The 22,637-nt window shown below is 64.3% G+C and carries 27 protein-coding genes; 12 read left to right on the top strand and 15 right to left on the bottom strand.

Going from position 1 to position 22,637, the window contains the following annotated elements; translation table 11 throughout:
- Window positions 1–18: 18 nt before the first annotated feature.
- Together AC0MAZ_RS03665 and prlC are read right to left on the bottom strand one after the other, a co-directional pair.
- Window positions 19–297, bottom strand: coding sequence for a YheV family putative zinc ribbon protein (locus AC0MAZ_RS03665; RefSeq protein ID WP_110736062.1), 279 nt, complete (start codon window positions 295–297; stop codon window positions 19–21).
- Window positions 294–2,381, bottom strand: a complete 2,088-nt coding sequence (gene prlC, locus AC0MAZ_RS03660) for an oligopeptidase A (RefSeq protein ID WP_475860218.1) — start codon at window positions 2,379–2,381, stop codon at window positions 294–296. Before prlC ends, AC0MAZ_RS03665 begins: the two co-directional genes overlap by 4 nt.
- A gap of 66 nt (window positions 2,382–2,447) precedes the next feature.
- Here prlC and AC0MAZ_RS03655 point away from each other — a divergent pair, with 66 nt between their 5' ends.
- Window positions 2,448–2,996 (top strand): gamma carbonic anhydrase family protein, encoded by a 549-nt coding sequence (locus AC0MAZ_RS03655; RefSeq protein ID WP_232855458.1) that lies wholly within the window; start codon window positions 2,448–2,450, stop codon window positions 2,994–2,996.
- A 103-nt stretch (window positions 2,997–3,099) separates the two neighbouring features.
- Entirely contained in the window at window positions 3,100–3,747 is a 648-nt protein-coding gene (locus tag AC0MAZ_RS03650; RefSeq protein WP_203649175.1) for an HAD family hydrolase, read from the top strand.
- A 57-nt stretch (window positions 3,748–3,804) separates the two neighbouring features.
- Here the strand turns inward: AC0MAZ_RS03650 and AC0MAZ_RS03645 are convergent, their stop codons facing one another.
- Window positions 3,805–4,896, bottom strand: coding sequence for an aminopeptidase (locus AC0MAZ_RS03645; RefSeq protein ID WP_475860215.1), 1,092 nt, complete (start codon window positions 4,894–4,896; stop codon window positions 3,805–3,807).
- An 88-nt stretch (window positions 4,897–4,984) separates the two neighbouring features.
- Here AC0MAZ_RS03645 and AC0MAZ_RS03640 point away from each other — a divergent pair, with 88 nt between their 5' ends.
- Together AC0MAZ_RS03640 and AC0MAZ_RS03635 are read left to right on the top strand one after the other, a co-directional pair.
- Window positions 4,985–5,404: a PA0061/PA0062 family lipoprotein gene (locus AC0MAZ_RS03640; RefSeq protein ID WP_254463949.1), complete on the top strand. Its 420-nt coding sequence runs from the start codon at window positions 4,985–4,987 to the stop codon at window positions 5,402–5,404.
- 55 nt (window positions 5,405–5,459) lie between these two features.
- Window positions 5,460–5,873: a PA0061/PA0062 family lipoprotein gene (locus tag AC0MAZ_RS03635; RefSeq protein ID WP_203649181.1), complete on the top strand. Its 414-nt coding sequence runs from the start codon at window positions 5,460–5,462 to the stop codon at window positions 5,871–5,873.
- Between the two features lie 137 nt (window positions 5,874–6,010).
- On the opposite strand, the gene AC0MAZ_RS03630 is transcribed toward AC0MAZ_RS03635, so the two are convergent.
- A complete protein-coding gene (locus AC0MAZ_RS03630) occupies window positions 6,011–6,244 on the bottom strand; it encodes a DUF1161 domain-containing protein (RefSeq protein WP_475860213.1) in 234 nt (77 codons plus the stop codon).
- Window positions 6,245–6,319: 75 nt separating this feature from the next.
- Window positions 6,320–6,745 (bottom strand): OsmC family protein, encoded by a 426-nt coding sequence (locus AC0MAZ_RS03625; RefSeq protein WP_203649185.1) that lies wholly within the window; start codon window positions 6,743–6,745, stop codon window positions 6,320–6,322.
- Between the two features lie 152 nt (window positions 6,746–6,897).
- Between AC0MAZ_RS03625 and AC0MAZ_RS03620 the strand changes: the two genes are divergently transcribed.
- A complete protein-coding gene (locus AC0MAZ_RS03620) occupies window positions 6,898–7,902 on the top strand; it encodes an LLM class flavin-dependent oxidoreductase (protein ID WP_475860211.1) in 1,005 nt (334 codons plus the stop codon).
- 99 nt (window positions 7,903–8,001) lie between these two features.
- On the opposite strand, the gene AC0MAZ_RS03615 is transcribed toward AC0MAZ_RS03620, so the two are convergent.
- Together AC0MAZ_RS03615 and AC0MAZ_RS03610 are read right to left on the bottom strand one after the other, a co-directional pair.
- Window positions 8,002–8,223, bottom strand: coding sequence for a DUF1161 domain-containing protein (locus tag AC0MAZ_RS03615; protein WP_110736077.1), 222 nt, complete (start codon window positions 8,221–8,223; stop codon window positions 8,002–8,004).
- Window positions 8,224–8,325: 102 nt separating this feature from the next.
- Window positions 8,326–8,541 (bottom strand): dodecin, encoded by a 216-nt coding sequence (locus AC0MAZ_RS03610; protein ID WP_011531496.1) that lies wholly within the window; start codon window positions 8,539–8,541, stop codon window positions 8,326–8,328.
- A 151-nt stretch (window positions 8,542–8,692) separates the two neighbouring features.
- Between AC0MAZ_RS03610 and AC0MAZ_RS03605 the strand changes: the two genes are divergently transcribed.
- The gene (locus tag AC0MAZ_RS03605) at window positions 8,693–9,016 is read left to right on the top strand and encodes an ElaB/YgaM/YqjD family protein (RefSeq protein ID WP_475860209.1); all 324 of its coding nucleotides are present in this window, start codon (window positions 8,693–8,695) and stop codon (window positions 9,014–9,016) included.
- On the opposite strand, the gene AC0MAZ_RS03600 is transcribed toward AC0MAZ_RS03605, so the two are convergent.
- On the bottom strand, window positions 9,013–9,909 hold the full coding sequence (locus AC0MAZ_RS03600) for a LysR family transcriptional regulator (RefSeq protein WP_232855455.1): 897 nt from the start codon (window positions 9,907–9,909) through the stop codon (window positions 9,013–9,015). The genes AC0MAZ_RS03605 and AC0MAZ_RS03600 overlap by 4 nt on opposite strands.
- A 214-nt stretch (window positions 9,910–10,123) precedes the next feature.
- Here AC0MAZ_RS03600 and trpB point away from each other — a divergent pair, with 214 nt between their 5' ends.
- Together trpB and trpA are read left to right on the top strand one after the other, a co-directional pair.
- Entirely contained in the window at window positions 10,124–11,341 is a 1,218-nt protein-coding gene (gene trpB / locus AC0MAZ_RS03595; RefSeq protein WP_110736082.1) for a tryptophan synthase subunit beta, read from the top strand.
- On the top strand, window positions 11,338–12,147 hold the full coding sequence (gene trpA, locus AC0MAZ_RS03590; RefSeq protein WP_203649191.1) for a tryptophan synthase subunit alpha: 810 nt from the start codon (window positions 11,338–11,340) through the stop codon (window positions 12,145–12,147). Before trpB ends, trpA begins: the two co-directional genes overlap by 4 nt.
- Before the next feature lie 119 nt (window positions 12,148–12,266).
- Here the strand turns inward: trpA and AC0MAZ_RS03585 are convergent, their stop codons facing one another.
- Both AC0MAZ_RS03585 and AC0MAZ_RS03580 read right to left on the bottom strand, forming a co-directional pair.
- Window positions 12,267–12,599 carry a DOPA 4,5-dioxygenase family protein gene (locus AC0MAZ_RS03585; protein ID WP_475860207.1) on the bottom strand — a complete coding sequence of 111 codons (333 nt, stop codon included), beginning with the start codon at window positions 12,597–12,599 and terminating at the stop codon, window positions 12,267–12,269.
- A gap of 160 nt (window positions 12,600–12,759) precedes the next feature.
- Window positions 12,760–13,656, bottom strand: a complete 897-nt coding sequence (locus AC0MAZ_RS03580) for a choline sulfate utilization transcriptional regulator (protein ID WP_475860205.1) — start codon at window positions 13,654–13,656, stop codon at window positions 12,760–12,762.
- 108 nt (window positions 13,657–13,764) lie between these two features.
- On the opposite strand from AC0MAZ_RS03580, the gene betC reads away from it, so the two are divergent.
- From betC to AC0MAZ_RS03565, 3 genes are all read left to right on the top strand, one after another.
- Window positions 13,765–15,282, top strand: a complete 1,518-nt coding sequence (gene betC / locus AC0MAZ_RS03575) for a choline-sulfatase (RefSeq protein WP_475860203.1) — start codon at window positions 13,765–13,767, stop codon at window positions 15,280–15,282.
- Window positions 15,283–15,296: 14 nt separating this feature from the next.
- Window positions 15,297–16,220 carry a choline ABC transporter substrate-binding protein gene (gene choX / locus AC0MAZ_RS03570; RefSeq protein WP_475860201.1) on the top strand — a complete coding sequence of 308 codons (924 nt, stop codon included), beginning with the start codon at window positions 15,297–15,299 and terminating at the stop codon, window positions 16,218–16,220.
- 141 nt (window positions 16,221–16,361) lie between these two features.
- Window positions 16,362–17,927 (top strand): SulP family inorganic anion transporter, encoded by a 1,566-nt coding sequence (locus AC0MAZ_RS03565; RefSeq protein ID WP_475860200.1) that lies wholly within the window; start codon window positions 16,362–16,364, stop codon window positions 17,925–17,927.
- Between the two features lie 318 nt (window positions 17,928–18,245).
- Here the strand turns inward: AC0MAZ_RS03565 and aroE are convergent, their stop codons facing one another.
- Both aroE and hemF read right to left on the bottom strand, forming a co-directional pair.
- Window positions 18,246–19,070 (bottom strand): shikimate dehydrogenase, encoded by an 825-nt coding sequence (gene aroE / locus AC0MAZ_RS03560; RefSeq protein ID WP_475860198.1) that lies wholly within the window; start codon window positions 19,068–19,070, stop codon window positions 18,246–18,248.
- A gap of 25 nt (window positions 19,071–19,095) precedes the next feature.
- Window positions 19,096–20,007 (bottom strand): oxygen-dependent coproporphyrinogen oxidase, encoded by a 912-nt coding sequence (gene hemF / locus AC0MAZ_RS03555; RefSeq protein ID WP_475860196.1) that lies wholly within the window; start codon window positions 20,005–20,007, stop codon window positions 19,096–19,098.
- Between the two features lie 132 nt (window positions 20,008–20,139).
- Here hemF and AC0MAZ_RS03550 point away from each other — a divergent pair, with 132 nt between their 5' ends.
- Window positions 20,140–21,117 carry an NADPH:quinone reductase gene (locus AC0MAZ_RS03550; protein ID WP_475860194.1) on the top strand — a complete coding sequence of 326 codons (978 nt, stop codon included), beginning with the start codon at window positions 20,140–20,142 and terminating at the stop codon, window positions 21,115–21,117.
- Between the two features lie 112 nt (window positions 21,118–21,229).
- Here the strand turns inward: AC0MAZ_RS03550 and AC0MAZ_RS03545 are convergent, their stop codons facing one another.
- From AC0MAZ_RS03545 to AC0MAZ_RS03535, 3 genes are all read right to left on the bottom strand, one after another.
- A complete protein-coding gene (locus tag AC0MAZ_RS03545; protein ID WP_203649203.1) occupies window positions 21,230–21,535 on the bottom strand; it encodes a Txe/YoeB family addiction module toxin in 306 nt (101 codons plus the stop codon).
- Entirely contained in the window at window positions 21,501–21,785 is a 285-nt protein-coding gene (locus AC0MAZ_RS03540) for a type II toxin-antitoxin system Phd/YefM family antitoxin (protein WP_046853585.1), read from the bottom strand. Before AC0MAZ_RS03540 ends, AC0MAZ_RS03545 begins: the two co-directional genes overlap by 35 nt.
- Window positions 21,786–22,079: 294 nt before the next feature.
- On the bottom strand, window positions 22,080–22,391 hold the full coding sequence (locus tag AC0MAZ_RS03535) for a DUF3077 domain-containing protein (protein WP_254463954.1): 312 nt from the start codon (window positions 22,389–22,391) through the stop codon (window positions 22,080–22,082).
- Window positions 22,392–22,637 lie beyond the last annotated feature (246 nt).

Genomic DNA, 22,637 nt, shown 5'->3' with positions numbered 1-22,637 from the left:
CGCAAAGCGGGCCCAGGCTTACTCCGGCTTCTTCAGCTTCGGATTGGGGAAGAACTGCACGGTCTGCACCTTGGCCGGCGCCGCCTTGGGCGCCAGGTGGTTGACCCGGGTGCCCAGCTCCGAGGGTACCGACAGGCCCTGTTCGTTCAGGGTGTCGGTGAACCCGCAGGCCACGCACTCGCGGTGCGGCACGCCGTCCTCGTTCCACATCATCAGCTTGTCCATCTCACTGCACGCCGGGCATACCGCCCCGGCGATGAAACGTCGCTTGCTCTTGCTCACGGCTACCTCGCTCATGCCGCCGCGTCCTCGGTAAGGCCACTGTGGCGCAGCAATGCATCGATGGAAGGCTCACGGCCACGGAAGTCGACGAACAGCACCATCGGCTCACGGGAGCCGCCACGGGCCAGGATGGCTTCGCGGAAGGCACGGCCGGTCTCGGCGTTCAGCACGCCTTCTTCCTCGAAGCGCGAGAAGGCGTCGGCCGACAGCACTTCGGCCCACTTGTAACTGTAGTAACCCGCCGCGTAACCGCCGGCGAAGATGTGCGCGAAGCTGTTGGGGAAACGGTTGTAGGCCGGCGGACGCATCACCGAGACCTCGTCGCGCACGCCTTCGAGCACCTGCAGCACGCTGCGGCCGTCGCCGTGGGTGGCGTGCAGCTCGAAGTCGAACAGCGAGAACTCCAGCTGACGCACCATCATCATGCCGGACTGGAAGTTCTTCGCCGCCAGCATCTTGTCCAGCAGGTCCTGGGGCAGTGGTTCGCCGGTCTCGTAGTGGCCGGAAATGAGCGCCAGGCCCTCGGGCTCCCAGCACCAGTTCTCCATGAACTGGCTCGGCAGCTCCACCGCATCCCAGGCCACGCCGTTGATGCCGGACACGCCGGCATGCTCGATGCGGGTCAGCAGGTGGTGCAGGCCGTGGCCGAACTCGTGGAACAGGGTGGTGACTTCGTCGTGGGTCAGCAGCGCCGGTTTGCCGGGCGTGGCCGGAGTGAAGTTGCACACCAGGTTGGCCACCGGGCTCTGCAGTTGGCCGGCAGCGGTGCGGCGGTGATCGCGGGCGCCGTCCATCCAGGCGCCGCCACGCTTGTTGGCGCGGGCATAGAGGTCGAAGAAGAAGCGCCCGACGTGCTGGCCGTTTTCCTTGATCTCGAACAGGCGCACGTCCGGGTGCCAGCTGTCGAAGCCCTTGAGCTCGGCGATCTCGATGCCGTACAGGCGCTGGACGATGGCGAACAGGCCGGTCAGCACCTTGTCGATCGGGAAGTAGGCGCGCAGGGCTTCCTGCGACACGCTGTAGCGCTGCTCGCGCAGCTTCTCGCCGAAGTAGCCGGCGTCCCAGCTGGCCAGCTCAGGGGTACCCTGCTCGGCGGCGTAGGCCTTGAGCTGTTCCAGGTCCTGGGCGGCGAACGGCTTGGAACGCTTGGCCAGGTCGCGCAGGAAGCTCAGCACCTGGTCGCTGGACTCGGCCATCTTGGTGGCCAGGCTCAGCTCGGCGAAGTTCGGGTAGCCCAACAACCCGGCCAGCTCCTGACGCAGGTCGAGGATCTCTTCCATCACCGGGCCGTTGTCGAACTGGCCGGCGTTCGGGCCCTGGTCGGAGGCGCGGGTGCAGTAGGCGGCATACAGCTCTTCGCGCAGGGCGCGGTCGCTGGCGTAGGTCATCACCGCGTAGTAGCTGGGGAATTCCAGGGTGATCAGCCAGCCGTCGAGGCCCTTGGCCTGGGCGGCGGCGGCCATCTGCGCCTTGGCCGAGTCGGTCAGGCCGGCGAGGGCGGCCTCGTCGGTGATGTGCTTGGTCCAGGCCTGGGTGGCATCGAGCAGCTGGTTGGAGAAGCGGCTGCCCAGCTCGCTGAGCTTGCTCTGCACTTCGGCGTAGCGCCGCTGCTTGTCGGCCGGCAGGTCGATGCCCGACAGACGGAAGTCGCGCAGGGCGTGGTCGATGATGGTCTTCTGCGCCACATCGAAGCCGGCGGCCTCGGGGCTGGCGGCCAGGGCTTCATAGGCTTCGAACAGGGCACGATTCTGGCCCAGTTCGGTGGAATAGGCGCTCAGGGCCGGCAGGCACGACTCGTAGGCCTCGCGCAGTTCCTGGCTGTTGCACACCGCATTGAGGTGGCTGACCGGGCTCCAGGCGGCGCCCAGGCGGTCGTTGAGTTCGTCCATCGCCAGCACCAGGCCGGCCCAGGTCGGGTTCTTGCCCTGCTTTTCGAGGATCTCGGCGATGGCCTTGCGGTTGTCGGCGAGGATCTGCTCGATCGCCGGCAGCACATGCTCGGCGCGGATTGCCGAGAAGGGCGGCAGATCATGGGACTGCAGCAGCGGGTTGTTCGCACTCACGGTTCGGGTACCTTGGCAGGAGAAACACGGGACCATCTTAATTACAATCGACGCCGACCGCAGCAGGCAGCCTGCCTATCGGCATTGCAGAGGAACACTATCATGGCCCTCCGGACCTTCCAGCAACACACGCCGAAAGTGGGAGCACGGGCCTTCGTCGACCGTTCGGCGGTGGTCATCGGCGACGTCGAGATCGGCGAGGACAGCTCGATCTGGCCGCTGACCGTGGTACGCGGCGACATGCACCGCATCCGCATCGGCGCGCGCACCAGCGTGCAGGACGCCAGCGTGTTGCACATCACCCACGCCGGGCCGTTCAACCCCGACGGTTTTCCGCTGATCATCGGTGACGAGGTGACCATCGGTCACAAAGTCATGCTGCATGGCTGTACCCTGGGCAACCGCATCCTGGTCGGCATGGGCAGCACCCTCATGGACGGCGCCATCGTCGAGGACGAGGTGATCATCGGCGCCGGCAGCCTGGTGCCGCCCGGCAAGCGCCTGGTCAGCGGCTACCTGTACATGGGCAGCCCGGTGAAGCAGGTGCGCCTGCTGAGCGAGCAGGAACACGCGTTCTTTGCCTACAGTGCCGGCAACTACGTGAAGCTCAAGGACCAGCACCTGGCCGAAGGCTACGACCAACCGCAATGACGCCATCGCGGGGCAAGCCCGCTCCCACAGATCTTGCACACAGCCTGTGGGAGCGGGTTTACCCGCGAAGCAGTCGACCCAGAATTCGAGCGGAATCCATTACATGCACCAGCAGAACATCCTTTTCGACCTCGACGGCACCCTGACCGACCCGCGCTCAGGAATCACCCGCTCGATCCAGTACGCCCTGGCCAAGCTGGGCATCGACGAGCCGGACCTGACCCGCCTCGAGCACTTCATCGGCCCGCCCCTGTTGCAGGCCTTCATGCAGTTCTATGGCTTCGACGAGGCCAAGGCCTGGGATGCGGTGAACTTCTACCGCGAGCGCTTCAAGGTCACCGGGCTTTACGAGAACCTGGTGTTCGACGGCGTGCCCGAGCTGCTGCAGGCGCTCAACGGCCAGGGACGCACCCTGTATATCGCCACTTCCAAGCCGTGGGTGTATGCCCGCGAGATCGCCCGGCATTTCGAGTTCGACCAGCACTTCAAGGTGATCTACGGCAGCGAGCTGGACGGCACCCGCACCAACAAGGTCGAGCTGATTCGCCACCTGCTGGATGAAGAAGGGCTCGACCCGGCACAGACCCTGATGATCGGTGACCGCAAGCATGACCTGATCGGTGCGCGCAGCAATGGGTTGCAGGCCGTGGCGGTGGGCTATGGGTTCGGCAGCCGAGAGGAACTGGAGGCCGAGGCGCCAGCGTTCCATTTCGAGACGCTGGCCGAGTTGCACCAGGCCTTTACGCGCTGACCTCTTCGCGGGGCAAGCCCGCTCCCACGCTGTCCTCTGTCCCACGCTGGCAGCTGATCATGGCGTGGGAGCGGGCTTGCCCCGCGATGGCATCAGACGCTCCAACTGTGCCTTGCGCCTATCAATGGGCATCCGACCCAATTCTTCGACTCGCTGGTAAAACCGCAACCAATCCCCACCAACATCCTTGAACAACTGCGAAAACGCCGGAACCCACTGATCATAAAGCCCAAAAGGCAACAACTTGGCATTGTTCAATGGCGCAAAGATCCAGGCATCGAACCGCCGATCCCCGCCCCAATCCCGATCCCGCACCTCGCGGTATTCCCGGCGCAACCGCTCGAACTCAACCTGCTTGGCCGCTCGTTTGCTCGCCTCATCCAACGGCCCGGCATAGATCGCCTGCAACCGCTCGCGGCTGGCCAGCACCAGCCGGGTGAACTGCTCGCGCTGCCTGGCGCCAGCCTCGTCGATGGCTGCCAAGCCACGTGCCGCGCGCCATTGCCGGGTGCCCTCCTGTTCGACGAACGAGGCGAACGACTCGTTGAACTCGGTATCGTCCTGCACGTAGAAGCGCTGGTGCGCCAGCTCATGGAAGATCACCGTGGCCAGGCGCTCATCCCCCCAGCCGGCCATGGTCGACAGAATCGGGTCATCGAACCATCCCAGGGTGGAGTAAGCCTCCACGCCTCCCACATAGACATCCAGGCCTTCCTGGCGCATCAACGCCGCCGCGCCGCGGGCCGCGCCCTGCCGGTAGTACCCTCGATAAGCCACGCAGCCGGCGATGGGGAAGCAATGGGTCACCGGCTGCAACGACAGCTCAGGTGTCGCGAACACATTCCACACCACATACGGTCGCCCCAAATCGGCGTAGACCCGGTAACTGCCGTTGTCCGGCAACTTCAACTGCGAGCTGGCAAACGCCCGGGCCTTTTCGGCAAACGACAGGCGCTGGCGCAGCACCGGGCTGGTGGCCGGATCCTCGATCACCCGATCCAGCGGCTGGCGCGCCCGCAACAACTGCCACTGGCCCTCGGCCAACTGGCCGTAATAGCCCACGCTGGAGCAACCGCTCAGCAGGACGCCCAGCGCCACGGGAACCAACCGGGTGAAAACGCGGTCCAGAGCCCGACGGCTGCAGCGCATGAAAAGAAAAAGTCCAAACATCGAGGCTGTCTATCTCGCTCGTCGGCCGAATGCGACCAAGACTATCTCGCCAAGGGGAAGCTTCGCCATGCGTACTCTGCTGTTTGCCGCCGGCACGCTCGTGCTGCTGTCCGGTTGTGCCTCATTCCTGCCGCGCGCCGACCCGAACCAGGCCTGGATCGACCTCGCCCCGGGTGACAACGACTCGCTGCACGCCCTGCAGGTCGATGAGCGCGACTGGGCCGACACCCGCTATTTCCAGGTGCAGCCCGGCAATCATGAGCTGACCGTGCGCTACCAGTTCACCGTGACGCCCAGCAACATCGGCCCGGTGGACGAGCCGCTGTGGCGCGACTGCCAGCTCAATCTCAGCTACAAGGACTTCACCGCCGGGCAACGCTACCAGATGCAGGCGGGCAGCATCGGTTTCCGCCCCTGGATCAAGCTCTACGACCAGCAGCAGAAACTGATCGGCCAAGGTGAGCCGGCAGGCTGCCAGCGCACCTGAACCCTGCGAACGGCGCTATGCTTGTAACCTGTGAACCGCGAGCGGGAGTTTCACCATGCGCCAGCCCATGATGCTGATGGCCCTCAGTGCACTGGGGGCGTGCGCCAGCCCCTTGCCGCCCGTAGACCCAGGCAAGGCCTGGGTCGATCTCTACACCATCACCCCCGGCAGGACCATCATGGCCGACCGCCTCGACGGCCAGCGCCTGGATGACGGTCGCTACTTCCAGGTGACGCCGGGCAAGCACGAACTGGTGGTGCGCTTTGACTACGAGATCCATTCCGGCGGCTTCAGCACCGACCCCACCGAGCGAACCTGCTATCTCACCGTGCGCTACAACGACTTCAAGGCCGGCCAGCGTTATCGCCTGGAGGCACGGGCCCCGGCGATGCAACCGCAGGTGCTGCTGTACGACGCCAACCGCAAGGTGGTGGTCAACGAGCCGAGCAACGTGACCTGTATTCCCTAGGACTCACAGCCATTCGCCTGGAGCGGCCTTGTGTCGCGATAGGGACGCCAGGATTTCAGCATCAAACAAAAATCACCGGTGCTGCTGCGCAGCCCCATCGCGGCACAAGGCCGCTCCTACAGAGGTGGAAGCCGGCCTTACCTATCGTTCTTCTGGTAGATGATCTTCTTCGTGCCGCCATCGCAGCTGCCCACGATCATGTTCTGATCGCGGACTTCGCTGTTAGGCACGATCTCCAGCGTGTAGGAGGTCACCCCGCGCGCCTGGATCTTCGCTTCGATCTCGGCCTTCAGTTCCTCGCACGGCTTGGGCGCGGCCAGTGCGACCGTGGCGAGCAGGGCAGCCAGCACACCAATTGCTACGCGGATCATGGAACGGCTCCTGAGGCAGGGCAGACGAGCTGCCAACGCTGTTTAGACTACAGGAAACCGCCGCCGTTGCGCCGCCTAGGAAAGCAGGGTGGCGTCCAGGCTGATAGTCGCGTTCAGTACCTTGGAGACCGGGCAACCCGCCTTGGCCTTGTTGGCGATCTCCTTGAATTGCGCTTCGCTGGCACCCGGCACTGTTGCCTTGAGCGTGAGGTGCACGGCGGTAATGGCAAAGCCGTCGGCCTGCTTGTCGAGACTCACTTCGGCAACGGTATCGATACGTTCCGGGGTGAAACCCGCCTCGCCCAGCATCATCGACAGCGCCATCGAGAAGCACCCGGCATGGGCGGCGCCGATCAGCTCCTCCGGGTTGGTCCCGGGGCTGCCCTCGAAGCGGGTGTTGAAGCCGTAGGGCGCCTGCTTGAGCGCGCCGCTTTCAGTGGAAATCTGGCCTTTGCCGTCCTTCAGACCACCTTGCCAGACCGCCGATGCTGTCTTTTTCATGCTGCCTCCCGGACATGGGTTGGGTATGTACAGTTCTGAGGACTGGGCCTGCGCCAAGTTCAGATCAATCTGCAGGCAGGCATTGAATCCGCCGAATATGCCCATACAGAGTTCGCAAGGCCCTTGGCCAATCACCTGAAGCGGAGGCTCCAATGACGCACCTGCGAGACCTGAAGATATCCACCCTCGACCTGGTGCCCGTGCGCGCCGATGGCAGCCCGGCGCAATCGCTGCACAACTCGCTGGACCTGGCCCGGCACGCCGAACGCTTTGGCTACAACCGCTTCTGGGTCGCCGAACACCACAACATGGACGGCATCGCCAGTTCGGCCACCGCCGTGCTGATCGGCTACCTGGCCGGTGGCACCTCGACCATCCGCATCGGTTCCGGCGGGGTGATGCTGCCCAACCATGCGCCGCTGGTGATTGCCGAGCAGTTCGGTACCCTGGCCAGCCTGTACCCTGGCCGTATCGACCTGGGCCTGGGCCGCGCCCCGGGTTCCGACCAGATGACCGCCCGCGCCCTGCGGCGTGAACGCTCCGGCAGTGCCGACGACTTCCCCGACGATGTCGAGGAACTGTCACGCTACCTCGGCCCGCGTACCGATGATCAAAAAGTGATCGCCGTGCCCGGTTACGACACCGAGGTGCCGATGTGGCTGCTCGGTTCCAGCCTGTTCAGCGCCCAGCTGGCCGGCATGCGCGGCATGCCCTATGCCTTCGCCTCGCACTTCGCGCCACGCTACATGCACGAGGCGATCCGCATCTACCGTGACCATTTCAAGCCGTCCACCACGCTGGACAAGCCTTACGTGATGCTCGGCATCCCGATGGTGGTGGCCGAGACCGACGAAAAGGCCGAGTACCTGGCGACGTCGGTGTACCAGCGCATCCTTGCGCTGATCCGTGGCCAGAGCCTGATGCAGCGCCCGCCGGTCGAAAGCATGAATGGACTATGGCTGCCCCATGAGCGCGATGCGGTGAGCAGCTTCCTGGGCCTGGCGATGATCGGCAGCCCGCAGAAGGTGCGGGCGAAGGTGGAGGTGCTGCTGGAACAGACCGGGGCGGATGAGCTGATCTTTACCAGTGATCTTTATGAGCATGCCGACCGGATCAGGTCCTATGAGCTGATGGCGCAGGCCCTCAAGACCGAGTGATCTTCTTCGCGGGTAAACCCGCTCCCACAGGTACCTCACTGACCTTGATAACAGTGGAATACCTGTGGGAGCGGGCTTGCCCGCGAAGAATCCAGCGCATCAGCCACGGCGGTAGACAATCTCCTTGGTCCCGCCCTCGCAGGTGCCGACCACCTTGCCCGCCGGATCGCCCTTGTTGACGATCTCCAGCGTATAGCCCTTCACCCCCTTGGCATCCAGCTTCGCCGCAATCTCCGCCTTGAGCTCCTCGCACGGCTTGCCCGCCGCCAGCGCGCCGCCGGCCAATGCCATCAGCCCCACGGCCAGAATCAACTTCTTCATCGATCGCTTTCCTTGTACAGATCAAAGACGAAAAGGGCGCGAAGCTCGCGCCCTGCAACCTTATTACCCGATCAGGCCGGGCAAGCCTAGCCCAGCTTCGTTTCAGCTGTTGGCGATGCGAAAGCCCACCTTCAGCGTCACCTGGAAATGCGCGGCCTTGTTGTCGCGGATATGCCCGCGGGTATCGACCACCTCGAACCACTCCAGGTGCTTGATGCTCTTGCCGGCCTCGGCCAGGGCATTGTTGATCGCTTCTTCGATGCTGGTGGGGGAGGATCCGACCAGCTCGATCTTCTTGTAGGTGTGATGATCCGACATGAGTGCTCTCCTTGGTTGGGTAGTCCGTTGAGCCTAGCAGCGCAGGCCCGGTTTACCTGCGAGCGATCGCCGCAGGGCAAAGTTCGATCGCACTTTCGCCATCCCGCACAGTCGCATTCCTTACAGCCCATCACTGCGAAGGAGAGTCACCATGGCCCATAACTCGCTGCGCAAAGCGTCGCTGGAAAGCATGGAAGCCGAGATCGAAAGCCTGCTCAAGACGCTGGAGCACCTCAAGCACGATGCCTCGGAGGAGTCGCACAAGACCATGAAGGCGCTGCGCGGCAATGCCGAAAACGCCCTCAAGCATTCACGCAGCCTGCTCGGTGACGCCTACGAGGAAGTGAAGACCCGCACCCGCCAGACCGGTGTCGCCACCCGCGACTATGCCCAGGAACACCCTTGGACCACCGCCGGTGTGGCAGTCGGCGCCCTCGGCCTGCTGGCCGCCTACCTGATGTGCCGGCGCAGCTAGCCGGCCTGCTGTTGCAGCTCCCGGCGCAGCCATTGCGCCAGCTGCTCGGCGCGCCCGTCCGCGGCGCGCCGGGGCACCCACAGGGCCAACGCGGCGCGGGTCGGTGAGAAGCCCCATGGCGCAGCCAGCCGCCCGGCCTTCAGGTCGTCCGCCACCAGTGGTTGTGGCGCGATGGCCACGCCAAGCCCTGCCACCGCCGCCTCCAGCAGGTAGTACAAATGCTCGAATGCCTGGCCGTAACTCAGCGCGCCGGGCTCGATGCCATGCTGCTGCGCCCAGGTCGGCCAGGCCTGTGGCCGCGAGGTCGTGTGCAACACCGCCTCTCGTTGCAAAGCCACGGCTGGCGCGGCTTTCAAACGATCGAAGCCTTCGAAGTGCGGGCTCATCACCGGGCCGATCCGCTCTTCGGCGAGCACATGCACCTGCATGTCCGCCGGCCAGGGCGGTTCGGCATAGACCAGCAGGGCATCCAGCCCCGGGCGGCGAGGATCGAGATCGCCTTCGCCAGCTGAAAGGTGCAGGCGCAACTCCGGCAGGTCAGCCTTCAAACGTCCCAGGCGCGGGATGAACCAGCGCGCCAGCAGGCTGCCGGAACAACCGAGCACGAAGGGCGCTTCGTCGGCATCGCGGGAAAGCTCGGCGCAGACACTGCGCAAGCGGTCGAAGGCCTCGAAGCTGGCATCACGCAGGCGCACCCCGGCATCTGTGAGTTTGACGCCACGCCCGTCCTTGGCGAACAGGGCCACGCCCAGATGCTCCTCAAGCACCTTGATCTGTCGGCTGACGGCGCCATGGGTGACGTGAAGTACTTCGGCAGCCTGGCTGACACTGTTCAGCCGGGCGGTCGCCTCGAAGGCCCGCAGGGCGTTGAGGGGGGGAAGGTCCTGGGCCATTTGGCTTGTGAGTTTTCCTGACAGGTTTTCGCAATCTTATCGGTTTTCAGCCGGGCATGTCGTGGGTAGAGTAAAGCCCATCGACCAGTGTCGGCCTCTTCGCGGGCAAGCCCGCTCCCACAGATTCCAAGTGCGACGCCGTACCTGTGGGAGCGGGTTTACCCGCGAAGAAGCCAGCACGATCCCAACCCATACACCGCTTATGGAGCGCCCCATGACCCAGACCCAATACCGCGCCGGCCCCGATGCCAACGGCCTGTTCGGCTCGTTCGGCGGCCGCTACGTGGCCGAAACCCTGATGCCCCTGGTGCTGGACCTGGCCCGCGAATACGAAGCCGCCAAGGCCGACCCCAAGTTCCTCGAAGAACTGGCCTACTTCCAGCGCGACTACATCGGCCGCCCCAACCCGCTGTACTTCGCCGAGCGCCTGACCGAGCACTGCGGCGGCGCGAAGATCTTCTTCAAGCGTGAAGAGCTCAACCACACCGGCGCGCACAAGGTGAACAACTGCATCGGCCAGGTGCTGCTGGCCAAGCGCATGGGCAAGAAACGCCTGATCGCCGAGACCGGCGCCGGCATGCATGGCGTGGCCACAGCCACCGTCGCCGCGCGCTTCGGCCTGCCTTGCGTGATCTACATGGGCGCCACCGACATCGAGCGTCAGCAGGCCAACGTGTTCCGCATGAAGCTGCTGGGCGCCGAGATCGTCCCGGTGACCGCCGGCACCGGCACGCTCAAGGACGCCATGAACGAGGCCCTGCGTGACTGGGTCACCAACGTCGACGACACCTTCTACCTGATCGGCACCGTGGCAGGTCCCCACCCGTACCCGGCGATGGTCCGCGACTTCCAGTCGATCATCGGCAAGGAAACCCGCGCCCAGTTGCAGGAGAAGGAAGGGCGCCTGCCCGACAGCCTGATCGCCTGCGTCGGCGGCGGCTCCAACGCCATGGGCCTGTTCCACGACTTCCTCGATGATGCCAGCGTGCAGATCATCGGCGTCGAAGCCGGCGGCCACGGCGTGCACACCGACAAGCACGCGGCCAGCCTGAACGGCGGCGTGCCGGGCGTGCTGCACGGCAACCGCACCTACCTGCTGCAGGACGACGACGGCCAGATCACCGACGCCCACTCGATCTCGGCAGGCCTGGACTACCCCGGCATCGGCCCGGAGCACGCCTACCTGCACGAAGTGAAGCGCGTGGAGTACGTCAGTATCACCGACGACGAGGCTCTCGACGCCTTCCACGCCACCTGCCGCCTGGAGGGCATCATCCCGGCGCTGGAAAGCTCCCACGCCCTGGCCGAGGCGATCAAGCGCGCGCCGAAGCTGCCCAAGGACCACCTGATGGTGATCTGCCTGTCCGGTCGTGGTGACAAGGACATGCAAACCGTGATGAACCACATGGCCGCCCAGGAGAAACAGGCATGAGCCGTCTCGAACAACGCTTCGCCGAACTGAAGGCCGAAGGCCGCTCGGCACTGGTCACCTTCGTCACTGCCGGCGACCCGGGCTACGACGCTTCGCTGGAGATCCTCAAGGGCCTGCCAGCGGCCGGTGCCGACGTGATCGAACTGGGGATGCCGTTCACTGACCCCATGGCCGACGGCGTGGCCATCCAGCTCGCCACCCTGCGCGCCCTGGAGGCCGGCCAGACCCTGGCCAAGACCCTGCAGATGGTTCGCGAATTCCGTGTGGATAACCAGACCACGCCCATCGTGTTGATGGGTTACTACAACCCGATCCACCGTTTCGGCGTGGCGCAGTTCGTCGCCGAGGCGAAGGAAGCCGGCGTCGATGGCCTGATCATCGTCGACCTGCCACCGGAGCACGACGCCGAGCTGGCCACTCCGGCCCAGGCCGCGGGTATCGACTTCATCCGCCTGACCACCCCGACCACCGACGATGCGCGCCTGCCGCGCGTGCTGGAGCGCAGCTCCGGGTTCGTCTACTACGTGTCGGTGGCCGGTGTGACCGGTGCCGGTTCGGCAACCACCGAGCATGTGACCGAGGCCATTGCGCGCCTGCGTCGGCATACCGATCTGCCGATCAGTGTTGGCTTTGGTATCCGCACGCCTGAGCAGGCCGCCGCCATTGCCCGTTTGGCCGATGGCGTGGTGGTGGGTTCGGCGCTGGTCGACAAGATCGCCCAGGCCAAGGATGCCGGCCAGGCAGTGAAGGATGTGCTGAGCCTGTGCTCGGCGCTGGCCGAAGGCGTGCGCGCCGCCCGGGCCTGATCCGCGTCGCCTGCTTCGCGGGTAAACCCGCTCCCACAGTAATGGTGTGATCCTGATAGTTTCACCTGACCTGTGGGAGCGGGTTTACCCGCGAAGAGGCCCGCACAGGCAACAACGATCTACTCTTTGAAAATCGACAGATCCAACGGCCTGATCGCCCCCATCCAGATCGCATGATCGCGATGATCCGCCAGCTCATCCCCGGTTTCCGGGTGCAGGAACACCACCAGCCCCTTGCGATACAGCGCCAGCCACGGCAGCACCACGCCGACCACTTCCGGCCCGAAGGCCAACTGGCAGCTCCAGTCCGGGTGCGGCCCGACCGGCTTCTGGTGCATGCGCCCCATGGTCACGGAGAACAGGCGCGCCGCCTCCTCGCACAGCTCACGGGCCTGTTCCATGGTCGATGCGTCGTAGTACACGTGGGCGTGATAGCCCTTGATCCTTTGCACGGTGGCTCCTGATTACAGTAATACGAACATCTGGAAGTCTACGCCATCCCTGTAGGAGCGGCCTTGTGCCGCGAAAGGGGCGCGAAGCGGCCCCAGATTATGGCAATCCCGCAACACTACCGGGGCTGCTTTGCAGCCCTTTCGCGGCACAAGGCCGCTCCTACATGCGCTCCAGCTCCAGCCAATCTACGAACCGCTGGATCAGCGCCCCGCGTCGTTTGCGCGGCGGCAGCACTACGTAATACCCGCGCTCCGACCGCAGACTGCCTTCCATAGGCCGACACAACAACCCTTGCTCGACCAGCCCATCAACCAGATGTGCCCAACCGATGGCCACCCCTTGCCCGGCAATCGCGGCCTGAATCAGCAGCGTGTAGTTATCAAACCGTAGCTGCCCGGACGGAGGCGGGCTGTCCACACCAAGACCACGAAACACCCCCGCCCAATCGAACCAGCGACTGGCCTGCTCGCCCTTCAGATGCAGCAAGGGCAATCGTTGCAAAGCCACGGCTGACAAGGGTTTGCCATGAGCCAGCCGCGGACTGCAGACCGGGAAGACCTCCTCGTCGAACAACCAGCGGCTCTCACCCTGGTGAAAGCGCCCATCGCCAAACAGCACCGCCACATCGATGTCCGGGCGCAACATCCCCTGGCTGCGCTCGCCGGTGACCAGGCTCACATCCACCTGTGGATTGGCCTCGTGAAAGCGCTGCAAGCGCGGCATCAGCCAGAACGCGGCAAAGGCGAAGTCGGTGGCCACCTGCAACACCTCGCGCTGACCACGCCCGCTGGCCAAGGCAACACCATCGTCCATGGCCTGCAACCCTTGATGCACCTGTTCGAACAGCAACTGGCCCGCTTCGGTCAGCTCGATGCCCCGGTAGATGCGATCGAACAATCGCGTCCCCAGCCGCGCCTCCAGGCGCTTCACCTGCTGGCTCACCGCCGGCTGCGTGGTGCCCAGCTCCAGGGCAGCGGCAGTAAAGCCACGCAGACGTGCGGCGGCCTCGAATACACGCAGGGCATCGAGGGACAGTTCCGCAAGGTGCTCAAACATAAGCTTGGCTAATCCCAGTCATTGCCCGACGTGGGCTTTACCCACGTTATCCACAGCACCATGCTGGATTGCAAGCGTTCTCCATAACCCTCGACGATGGAAGTCACCATGAAGCAACCCAACATACTGTTCATCATGGCCGACCAGATGGCCGCGCCGCTGCTGCCGATCTACACCCCGTCGCCGATCAGGATGCCCAACCTGGCGCGCCTCGCCGAGCAGGCCGTGGTGTTCGATTCCGCCTACTGCAACAGCCCGCTGTGCGCCCCCTCGCGCTTCACCCTGGTCAGCGGCCAGTTGCCCAGCCGCATCGGCGCCTATGACAACGCCGCCGATTTCCCCGCCGATATACCGACTTACGCCCACTACCTGCGCCGCCTCGGCTACCGCACCGCGCTGTCGGGCAAGATGCATTTCTGCGGCCCGGACCAGTTGCATGGCTATGAGCAAAGACTGACCAGCGACATCTACCCGGCCGATTACGGCTGGGCGGTGAACTGGGACGTCCCCGACGAGCGCCCTAGCTGGTACCACAACATGTCCTCGGTGTTGCAGGCCGGACCCTGCGTGCGCACCAACCAGCTGGATTTCGACGAAGAGGTGGTGTTCAAGGCACGCCAGTACCTCTACGACCACGTGCGCGAAGACGATGGCCGGCCCTTCTGCCTGACCGTGTCGATGACCCACCCGCACGATCCGTACACCATCCCCAAACGCTACTGGGATCTCTACGAGGCGGTGGATATCCCGCAGCCCCGCGACATGATCGCCCAGAGCCAGCAAGACCCGCACTCGCAACGCCTGCTCAAGGTCTACGACCTGTGGGACAAGCCGCTGCCCGTGGACAAGATCCGCGATGCCCGCCGCGCCTACTTCGGCGCCTGCAGCTACATCGACGACAATATCGGCCTGCTTGTGCAGACGCTGGAAGACTGCGGCCTGGCCGACGACACCCTGATCGTCTTCTCCGGCGACCACGGCGACATGCTTGGCGAGCGCGGGCTCTGGTACAAGATGCACTGGTTCGAGATGTCGGCGCGGGTGCCGTTGCTGATCCACGCGCCCAAACGCTTCGCACCAGCGCGGGTCAGCGCCAGCGTATCCACCTGCGATCTGCTGCCGACCCTGGTCGAGTTGGCCGGCGGCGCTGTGGATAACACCCTTCATCTGGACGGCCGCTCGCTGCTCGGCCACCTGCAAGGGCAGGGGGGCCATGACGAGGTGATCGGCGAGTACATGGCCGAAGGCACCGTCGGCCCGCTGATGATGATCCGCCGCGGCGCATACAAGTTCGTGTACAGCGAGGACGACCCCTGTTTACTCTACGACCTGAGCCGCGACCCGCACGAGCGGGAGAACCTCACCGGCAGCCCGGAGCACCAGGCGCTGCTGCAGGCATTTGTCGATGAAGCGAATCAGCGCTGGGATATCCCCAGCCTGCGCCAGCAGGTGCTGGCCAGCCAGCGCCGCCGCCGTCTGGTGGCCGATGCGCTGTCCATCGGCACGCTGAAAAGCTGGGACCACCAACCCCTGGTGGACGCAAGCCAACAGTACATGCGCAACCACATCGATCTCGACGACCTCGAGCGCAAGGCACGTTATCCACAGCCCGCACCCCTGGATTGAGAAGAGAGGCCGCCATGCAGAAGTTCTCCACCGCCGTGCTCGCCCTGGCCCTGAGCCTGGGCACGGCCCACGCCGCCGACGGCGACGCGCAATGCAGCACCGTGAAGCTGGCCGACCCCGGCTGGAGCGATATTGCCAGCACCAACGCTGTCGCCCGCCTGCTCCTGGAAAGCCTGGGTTACCAGGTGAAGATTGACAGCCTGGCCGTGCCGATCATCTACGGCGGCCTCAAGGATGGCCGGGTGGATGCCTTCCTCGGCAACTGGATGCCGGCGCAGCAGGGTTTTCATGACAAGTTCATCGCCAATGGCGACGTGCAGCAGTTGGCGCGCAACCTGGAGGGCACCGAGTTCACCCTGGCGGTGCCCGATTATGTGTGGGAGGCCGGCGTGAAGGACTTCGCCGACCTGCACAAGTACGCCGACAAGTTCGACAAGAAGCTCTATGGCATCGGCTCCGGCGCGCCGGCCAACCTGTCGCTGAAGGAGATCATCGACAAGAACGACTTCGAGCTCGGCCAGTGGAAGCTGGTCGAGTCCAGCGAGCAGGCGATGTTGGCCCAGGTGGATCGGGCAGTGAAGAAGCAGCAGTTCATCACCTTCCTGGGTTGGACCCCGCACCCGATGAACGTGAAGTTGAAGATGCATTACCTCACGGGTGGCGAAAAATGGTTTGGCAGCAAAGGTGATGTGTACACGCTGACCCGCAAGGGATATCCACAGGTGTGCCCGAATGCGGCGAAGTTGCTGGGCAACCTGACGTTCACGCTGGATATGGAGAACAGCATCATGGCCGAGGTTGTGGATAAGAAGGTGAGCTTTGATGAGGCAGCCAGGGGTTGGGTGAAGGCCCATCCACAGGTGCTTAATGCCTGGCTCGCGGGGGTGACCACCAAAGCTGGCGGGGAATCCCAAGCGGCCGTAAAAGCTAAACTCTGACCCGTTGAGCGACATCTAACCCCCGTGGGAGCGGGTTCACCCGCGAACACCGGCACAGCCGGTGCCATGCACCGCAGTGCTCGCTTCGCGGGTAAACCCGCTCCCACAGGGCTGGTGAAATCTTCAGGAATCCCTATTCCCATGCCCCGCCTGACCCACCTGCTGCCCTTCCTCACCTGGCTCCCCCGCCAATCGGGCCGCAGCCTGCGCCAGGACCTGCTGGTGGGCCTGAGCGGCGCCATCCTCGCCCTGCCGCAATCGATCGCCTACGCCCTGATCGCCGGCCTGCCCGCCGAGTACGGCCTGTACGCCGCCATCGTGCCGGTGCTGGTCGCCTGCCTTTGGGGCTCTTCCTGGCACCTGATCTGCGGCCCCACCGCCGCTATCTCCATCGTCCTGTACGCCAGCATCAGCCCACTGGCCGTGGTCGGCAGCGCCGACTACGTGACCCTGGTGCTGCTGCTGACCTTTCTCGGCGGCATCTTCCAACTCTTGCTGGGGCTGCTGCGCTTCGGCACGCTGGTCAACTTCGTCTCCCATTCGGTGGTGCTGGGCTTCACCCTCGGTGCCGCCGTTGTCATCGCCCTGGGCCAATTGCCCAACCTGCTGGGCCTGGACCTACCTAGCCAGGCCACGGCTCTGAAGACCGTGCAGGAATTGGCCGGTCATATTGGCGAGGTGGACATGCCATCGCTGGTACTCGGACTGAGCACCCTGGCGATTGGTGTGGTATTGAAGCTGTGGCGTCCACGCTGGCCGAGCCTGTTGATAAGTCTGCTGCTGGTCAGCCTGGCGGCTTGGCTGTTGCCCGGCGTGTTCGGCCATGTGCCACGCGTGCCTGCTTTCATCGGCCAGTTGCCACCGCTCAGCCCACTGCCGCTACTCGATGTGGAACTGATGCTGCGCCTGCTGCCCAGCGCCGTGGCCATCGGCATGCTTGGGCTGGTCACCAGCCTGTCCATCGCCCGCTCCCTGTCCGCGCGCTCCGAGCAACTGATCGACGCCAACCAGGAGATCCGCGCCCAGGGCCTGTCGAACATCATGGGGGCATTGTTCTCCGGCTACCTGTCCTCCGGCTCCTTTACCCGCTCCGGGCTCAGCTACGACGCAGGCGCCCGCTCACCGTTGGCCGGGGTGTTCTCGGCGCTGTGGGTGGCGCTGTTCGCGGTCGCTGGTGCCGGGCTGATCGCCCATCTGCCGATCCCGGCAATGGCAGGCAGCATCCTGCTGATCTGCTGGGGGCTGGTGGACCATCGCGGCATCCGCGCGCTGTTCCGGGTCAGCCGCTCGGAGTTCCTGGTGATGGCGCTGACCGCCGCCGCGACCCTGCTGCTGGAGCTGCAAACGGCGATCTACGCCGGGGTGCTGGCATCGCTGTTCTTCTACCTCAAGCGCACCTCGAGGCCGCGAGTGCAGCAGAGCCGGGAAGGGGAGGCGGACGTGTTGCGGGTGGGCGGGTCGATCTTCTTCGGCGCGGCGCATTACCTGCAGGTGCGCTTGCAGCGCTGCCAGGGGCCGCATGTGGTGATCGATGCGCGACAGGTGAACTTCATCGACTATTCGGGTGTGGATATGTTGCACCGCGAGGCGCGGCGGTTGATGCGCAATGGCGGTAGCCTGACGTTGCAGCGGGCACGGCCGCAGGTGATAGAGGAACTGCAAAAGCTGGAAGGGATGGCGAGTTGCCCGATTCGCTTCGAGGACTGATGGTCAACTGGCATTTCTGTCAGTTGCGAACAGCGTGCAGGCGATGAAAGAGTGAATAACGCCCATTCACTGCGGAGCACGCCATGAGTAGTTGCGCTCATCTCGCACTGGCACTCGTGCCATTACTAGCCGCTCCAGGCAGCGGCGCTGTGGATAACTGCTGGAGCGTTGCCGATGCTCAGGTACGGATTGCCCGACTGGAAAGCGACATGACCGCTCGCGATCCCTACACTGGCGAAACGCAATCCACAGCAAAACTCGCTCACTACCAGCAGCAGATTTACCTGGAACGCCAATTCATCCAACAGCGCCCCGACGTCAACTGCGCGCCAGTTGACGACGCAGCTCATCCAGCACAGGCGCCGTGTCCGGACGCACTCCCCGCCAGATAAAGAACGCCTCAGCCGCCTGCTCGGCCAGCATCCCCAGCCCATCCAGCACCTTGGCCGCGCCAAGCTTGGTGGCCCACTGGCAGAACGGCGTCGGCTCCTTGCCATACATCATGTCATAGCAGACCGTGCGCCCCGCCTCGACCAGGCTGTCGGCAATCGGCGGCAGCTCGCCGGACAGGCTCGCCGAAGTGGCGTTGATGATCACGTCCACAGGCTCCTGCAACCAGCTGAAACCACTGGCCACCACCGGGCCCAGCTCATCGAATTCGCGCGCCAGCTGCTCGGCCTTTTCCACGGTGCGGTTGGCGATCACCAGCGATTGCGGGTTGTGCGCCAGGATAGGCTCCAGCACACCTCGAACAGCACCGCCAGCGCCAAGGATAAGGATGCGCTTGCCCGCCAGGGTCACCCCGGCATTCACCGTCAGATCACGCACCAGCCCGGCGCCGTCGGTGTTGTCGCCCTGCAACGTACCGTCGGCCAGCTTGGTCAAGGTGTTCACCGCGCCGGCACGCTGGGCGCGCGGGGTGAGGCTGTCGCACAGGCGATAGGCCTCTTCCTTGAACGGCACGGTGACGTTGGCGCCGCTGCCTTGCTTGAAGAAGCCTGTGGCGCAGTCGCTGAACTCGTCCAGAGGCGCCAGCAGGGTGGCGTACTCCAGGGCCTGGCCGGTCTGGTCGGCGAACAGGCGGTGGATCAGCGGCGACTTGCTGTGGCCAATGGGGTTGCCGAATACGACGTACTGGTCCATGGGAGCTCCTCGGTTATCCACAGGCTTACTGGGCGAGCCAGTCGCGGTCCTGCAGGAAATAGTCGGTCAGGCGCGCTTCTTCGCTGCCCGGCTCGGCTTTCCAATCGTAGCCCCAACGCACCTGCGGCGGCAGCGACATCAGGATCGACTCGGTGCGACCGCCCGACTGCAAACCGAACAGCGTGCCACGGTCGTAGACCAGGTTGAACTCAACGTAGCGGCCACGGCGGTATTCCTGGAATTCACGCTGCTTGGGAGTGTACGGCGTGTCCTTGCGGCGCTGGATGATCGGCAGGTAGGCATCGACGTAGGCGTCGCCGATGGCGCGCATGAAGGCGAAGCAGGTGTCGAAGTCCCACTCGTTCAGGTCGTCGAAGAACAGGCCGCCAATGCCGCGCGGCTCGCCACGGTGCTTCAGGTGGAAGTAGCGGTCGCACCAGGCCTTGTAGCGCGGGTAGACGTCGGCGCCGAATGGCGCGCAGGCCTGCTCGGCGACGCGGTGCCAGTGCACGCAATCTTCCTCGTTGCCGTAGTACGGGGTCAGGTCGAAGCCGCCGCCGAACCACCATACCGCCTCTTCACCTTCCTTCTCGGCGATGAAAAAGCGCACGTTGGCGTGGGAAGTCGGCACATGCGGATTATGCGGGTGGATCACCAGCGACACGCCCAGGGCCTCGAAACCTCGGCCCGCCAGCTCCGGCCGGTGGGCACTGGCCGACGGCGGCAGGCCGGCGCCGAACACGTGGGAGAAGTTCACCCCACCTTTCTCGATCACCTTGCCCTCGCCGATCACCCGTGTGCGACCGCCGCCGCCGGCATCGCGCACCCAGGCATCCTCGACGAAGCGGGCGCCGCCGTCTTCGGTTTCGAGGGCAGAGCAGATGCGGTCTTGCAGGTCGAGCAGGTAGGCTTTTACGGCCTCGGTGCGGCTGGTCATCGGGTCACCTGGAAGGAGCGGGAAAATTCGCCGCGTAGCATACCACCGGCCGACGCCGCGTCGCAGTTGACGGCGGTCAAGCAAAGGCGTCCGATAGAAGGCCTTTGCGACCCTCGACAACAGGAGTGTGTGATGGCCAAGCGTATCCAGTTCAGCCAGCATGGCGGCCCGGAAGTCCTGCAACTGGTGGAGTTCGACCCGGCACCGCCCGGCCCGCAGCAAGTGCGGGTGCGTAACCATGCGATCGGCTTGAATTTCATCGACACCTATTTCCGCAGCGGGCTGTATGCGCCGCCTGCGCTGCCGTCTGGCCTGGGCACCGAAGCGGCCGGCGTGGTCGAGGCGGTGGGCGAGGGCGTCAGCCGGATCAAGGTCGGCGACCGCGTGGCCTATGCCGGTGGGCCGCTGGGGGCCTACAGCGAGGTGCATACGCTGCCGGAGGCCAACCTGGTGAAGCTGCCGGAGGCGATCAGCTTCGAACAGGCGGCAGCGGTGATGCTCAAGGGGCTGACCACGCAGTATTTGCTCAAGCAGACCCATGCCGTGCAGCCGGGGGACTTCGTGCTGTTCCACGCCGCCGCCGGCGGTGTGGGGTCGCTGGCATGCCAGTGGGCCAAGGCACTGGGGGCGAAGCTGATCGGTACCGTCAGCTCTGCTGAGAAAGCCGAACGGGCCAAGGCCCTCGGCGCCTGGGCGACCATCGACTACAGCCATGAAGACGTGGCGGAGCGCGTGCTGGAGCTGACCGACGGTCAGAAGTGCTCGGTGGTGTATGACGGAGTGGGCGCCGATACCTGGCTGACTTCGCTGGATTGCCTGCGGCCGCGCGGTTTGATGGTCAGCTTTGGCAATGCCTCCGGCGCGGTAACCGGGGTCAACTTGGGGATCCTGTCGCAGAAGGGGTCGTTGTATGTCACCCGGCCGACGCTGGGGAGCTACGCCAACAATGCCGAGAACACCCAGGCAATGGCTGACGACCTGTTCGCGATGATCGCCAGTGGCAAGCTCGTTGTGGATATCCAGCAGCGGTATCCATTGAGCGAGGCGGCCAAGGCGCAGACGGAGTTGTCGGCGCGGCGGACTGTTGGCTCGACTGTGCTTCTACCTTGAGGGCCCTATCGCGGGGCAAGTCGCAGCGGCGCACCGCCGCTCCCACGCCATAATCAGAGACCGGCGTGGGAGCGGCGGTTCGCCGCTGCGACTTGTCCCGCGATGCTATTGCTCAGTCGTAGTGGAACCGGCATTGCAGTACCGTCAACCGGCCACCTTCATAGAAGTAGACCAGACGGTGCTCTCGGGTGATGCGACGAGACCAGAACCCGGAAAGATCACCCTTGAGCGGCTCAGGTTTGCCCGTCCCTTTGAAGGGTGTGCGGCAGCACTCGCGAATAAGCACATTGACTGCCTCGAAGATCACCGAATCAGCTTCGCGCCAGTGGTGATAGTCCTCCCACCCCTCGACAGTGAACGCAACACTCACGGAATTCCGAGCCTCAGTCTTGTTGCGTTGCTTTGACTTCATGTTCATCGATGATCAGCTCTTGGGTAACTGGCTGACCCGACCGCAGCTGCTCGACTGATGAACGCAAGCGCCTTGCGTTGGCAGATGACCCTAGCAAGTAAAGGGTCTCCTGCATGCCGTTGTAATCCTCCAGGGACAGCATGACCACCGGCTCACCACGTTGGCGCGTGATGATTGCCGGCTCATGGTCACGGCATACGTCATCCATCGTTTGCTTCAGGTCGGCGCGAGCTTGGCTAAAAGTCAGTACATGCATTTGTCCAATCCTTCCCGGATTACAAAGGAGAGCTGAGCGAACATTGTACAAAGCTGTGTACAAATCTCAACGACCCGCCGTCGGCGTCTTCATCACTCGGGATGGAGTGCTGCGCAAAGCAAAGGGAGATTACCGGCCCAAACCTTCAGCGAGAACGTGATTGGATCGGTGTGACACGTAGGGTATTTCCCAGTTTCTATTTCATCGCGGGGCAAGTCGCAGCGGCGAACCGCCGCTCCCACGTCATGACCAGAGATCGGCGTGGGAGCGGGCTTGCCCCGCGATTGCGTCAGTTCAGCCGGCGGGTTTCTTCAACGCTGGAGCCGACTCGAGGCCATCGAGCATCGCCTCCACCAACCCCTCCGCCATTTCCAGCGAATGCAGGCTGGACCAGTACATGCCTCGCCCCTCATCGCGCAGGTGGTCGAGGGCCTTGATGCCGGTGTCGTAGGCACAGCGCAGGTAGAGCGCGACGTGTACCAGGGCGTCGTGGGCTTCGATGTTGGGGTTTACGGTGAAGAGTGGAGGGTGGCCGGCGTCGCAGCGGCCGAAAGGGTGGGTTGTGGTGTTTGGGAGTGGTGGATCGGGAACAAGCTTTCTAGTCATGGGAATTCGCTCCTTAAAAAACCACCGGCCCCGCTACCACGCGAATTGGGTGGCGACTGTACGCGAGGTGGTAGACCCGGGCGATTCCCAAACCAGGCAGGCTCGAAAGCCTCCCACGCACAGCCGCCATGGACTGACATGGGAAATCGAATACCCGGGCTACCACACCTGATCGCCAAATTATTCGGCGATGGTCTGGAGCCTAGAGGCAGGAGTTCCCATTGAGAAGGTAATGGCAGTCGACAG

The sequence above is a fragment of the Pseudomonas sp. A genome (assembly GCF_056270345.1).
This window is presented reverse-complemented; position numbering and strand designations above follow the sequence as displayed.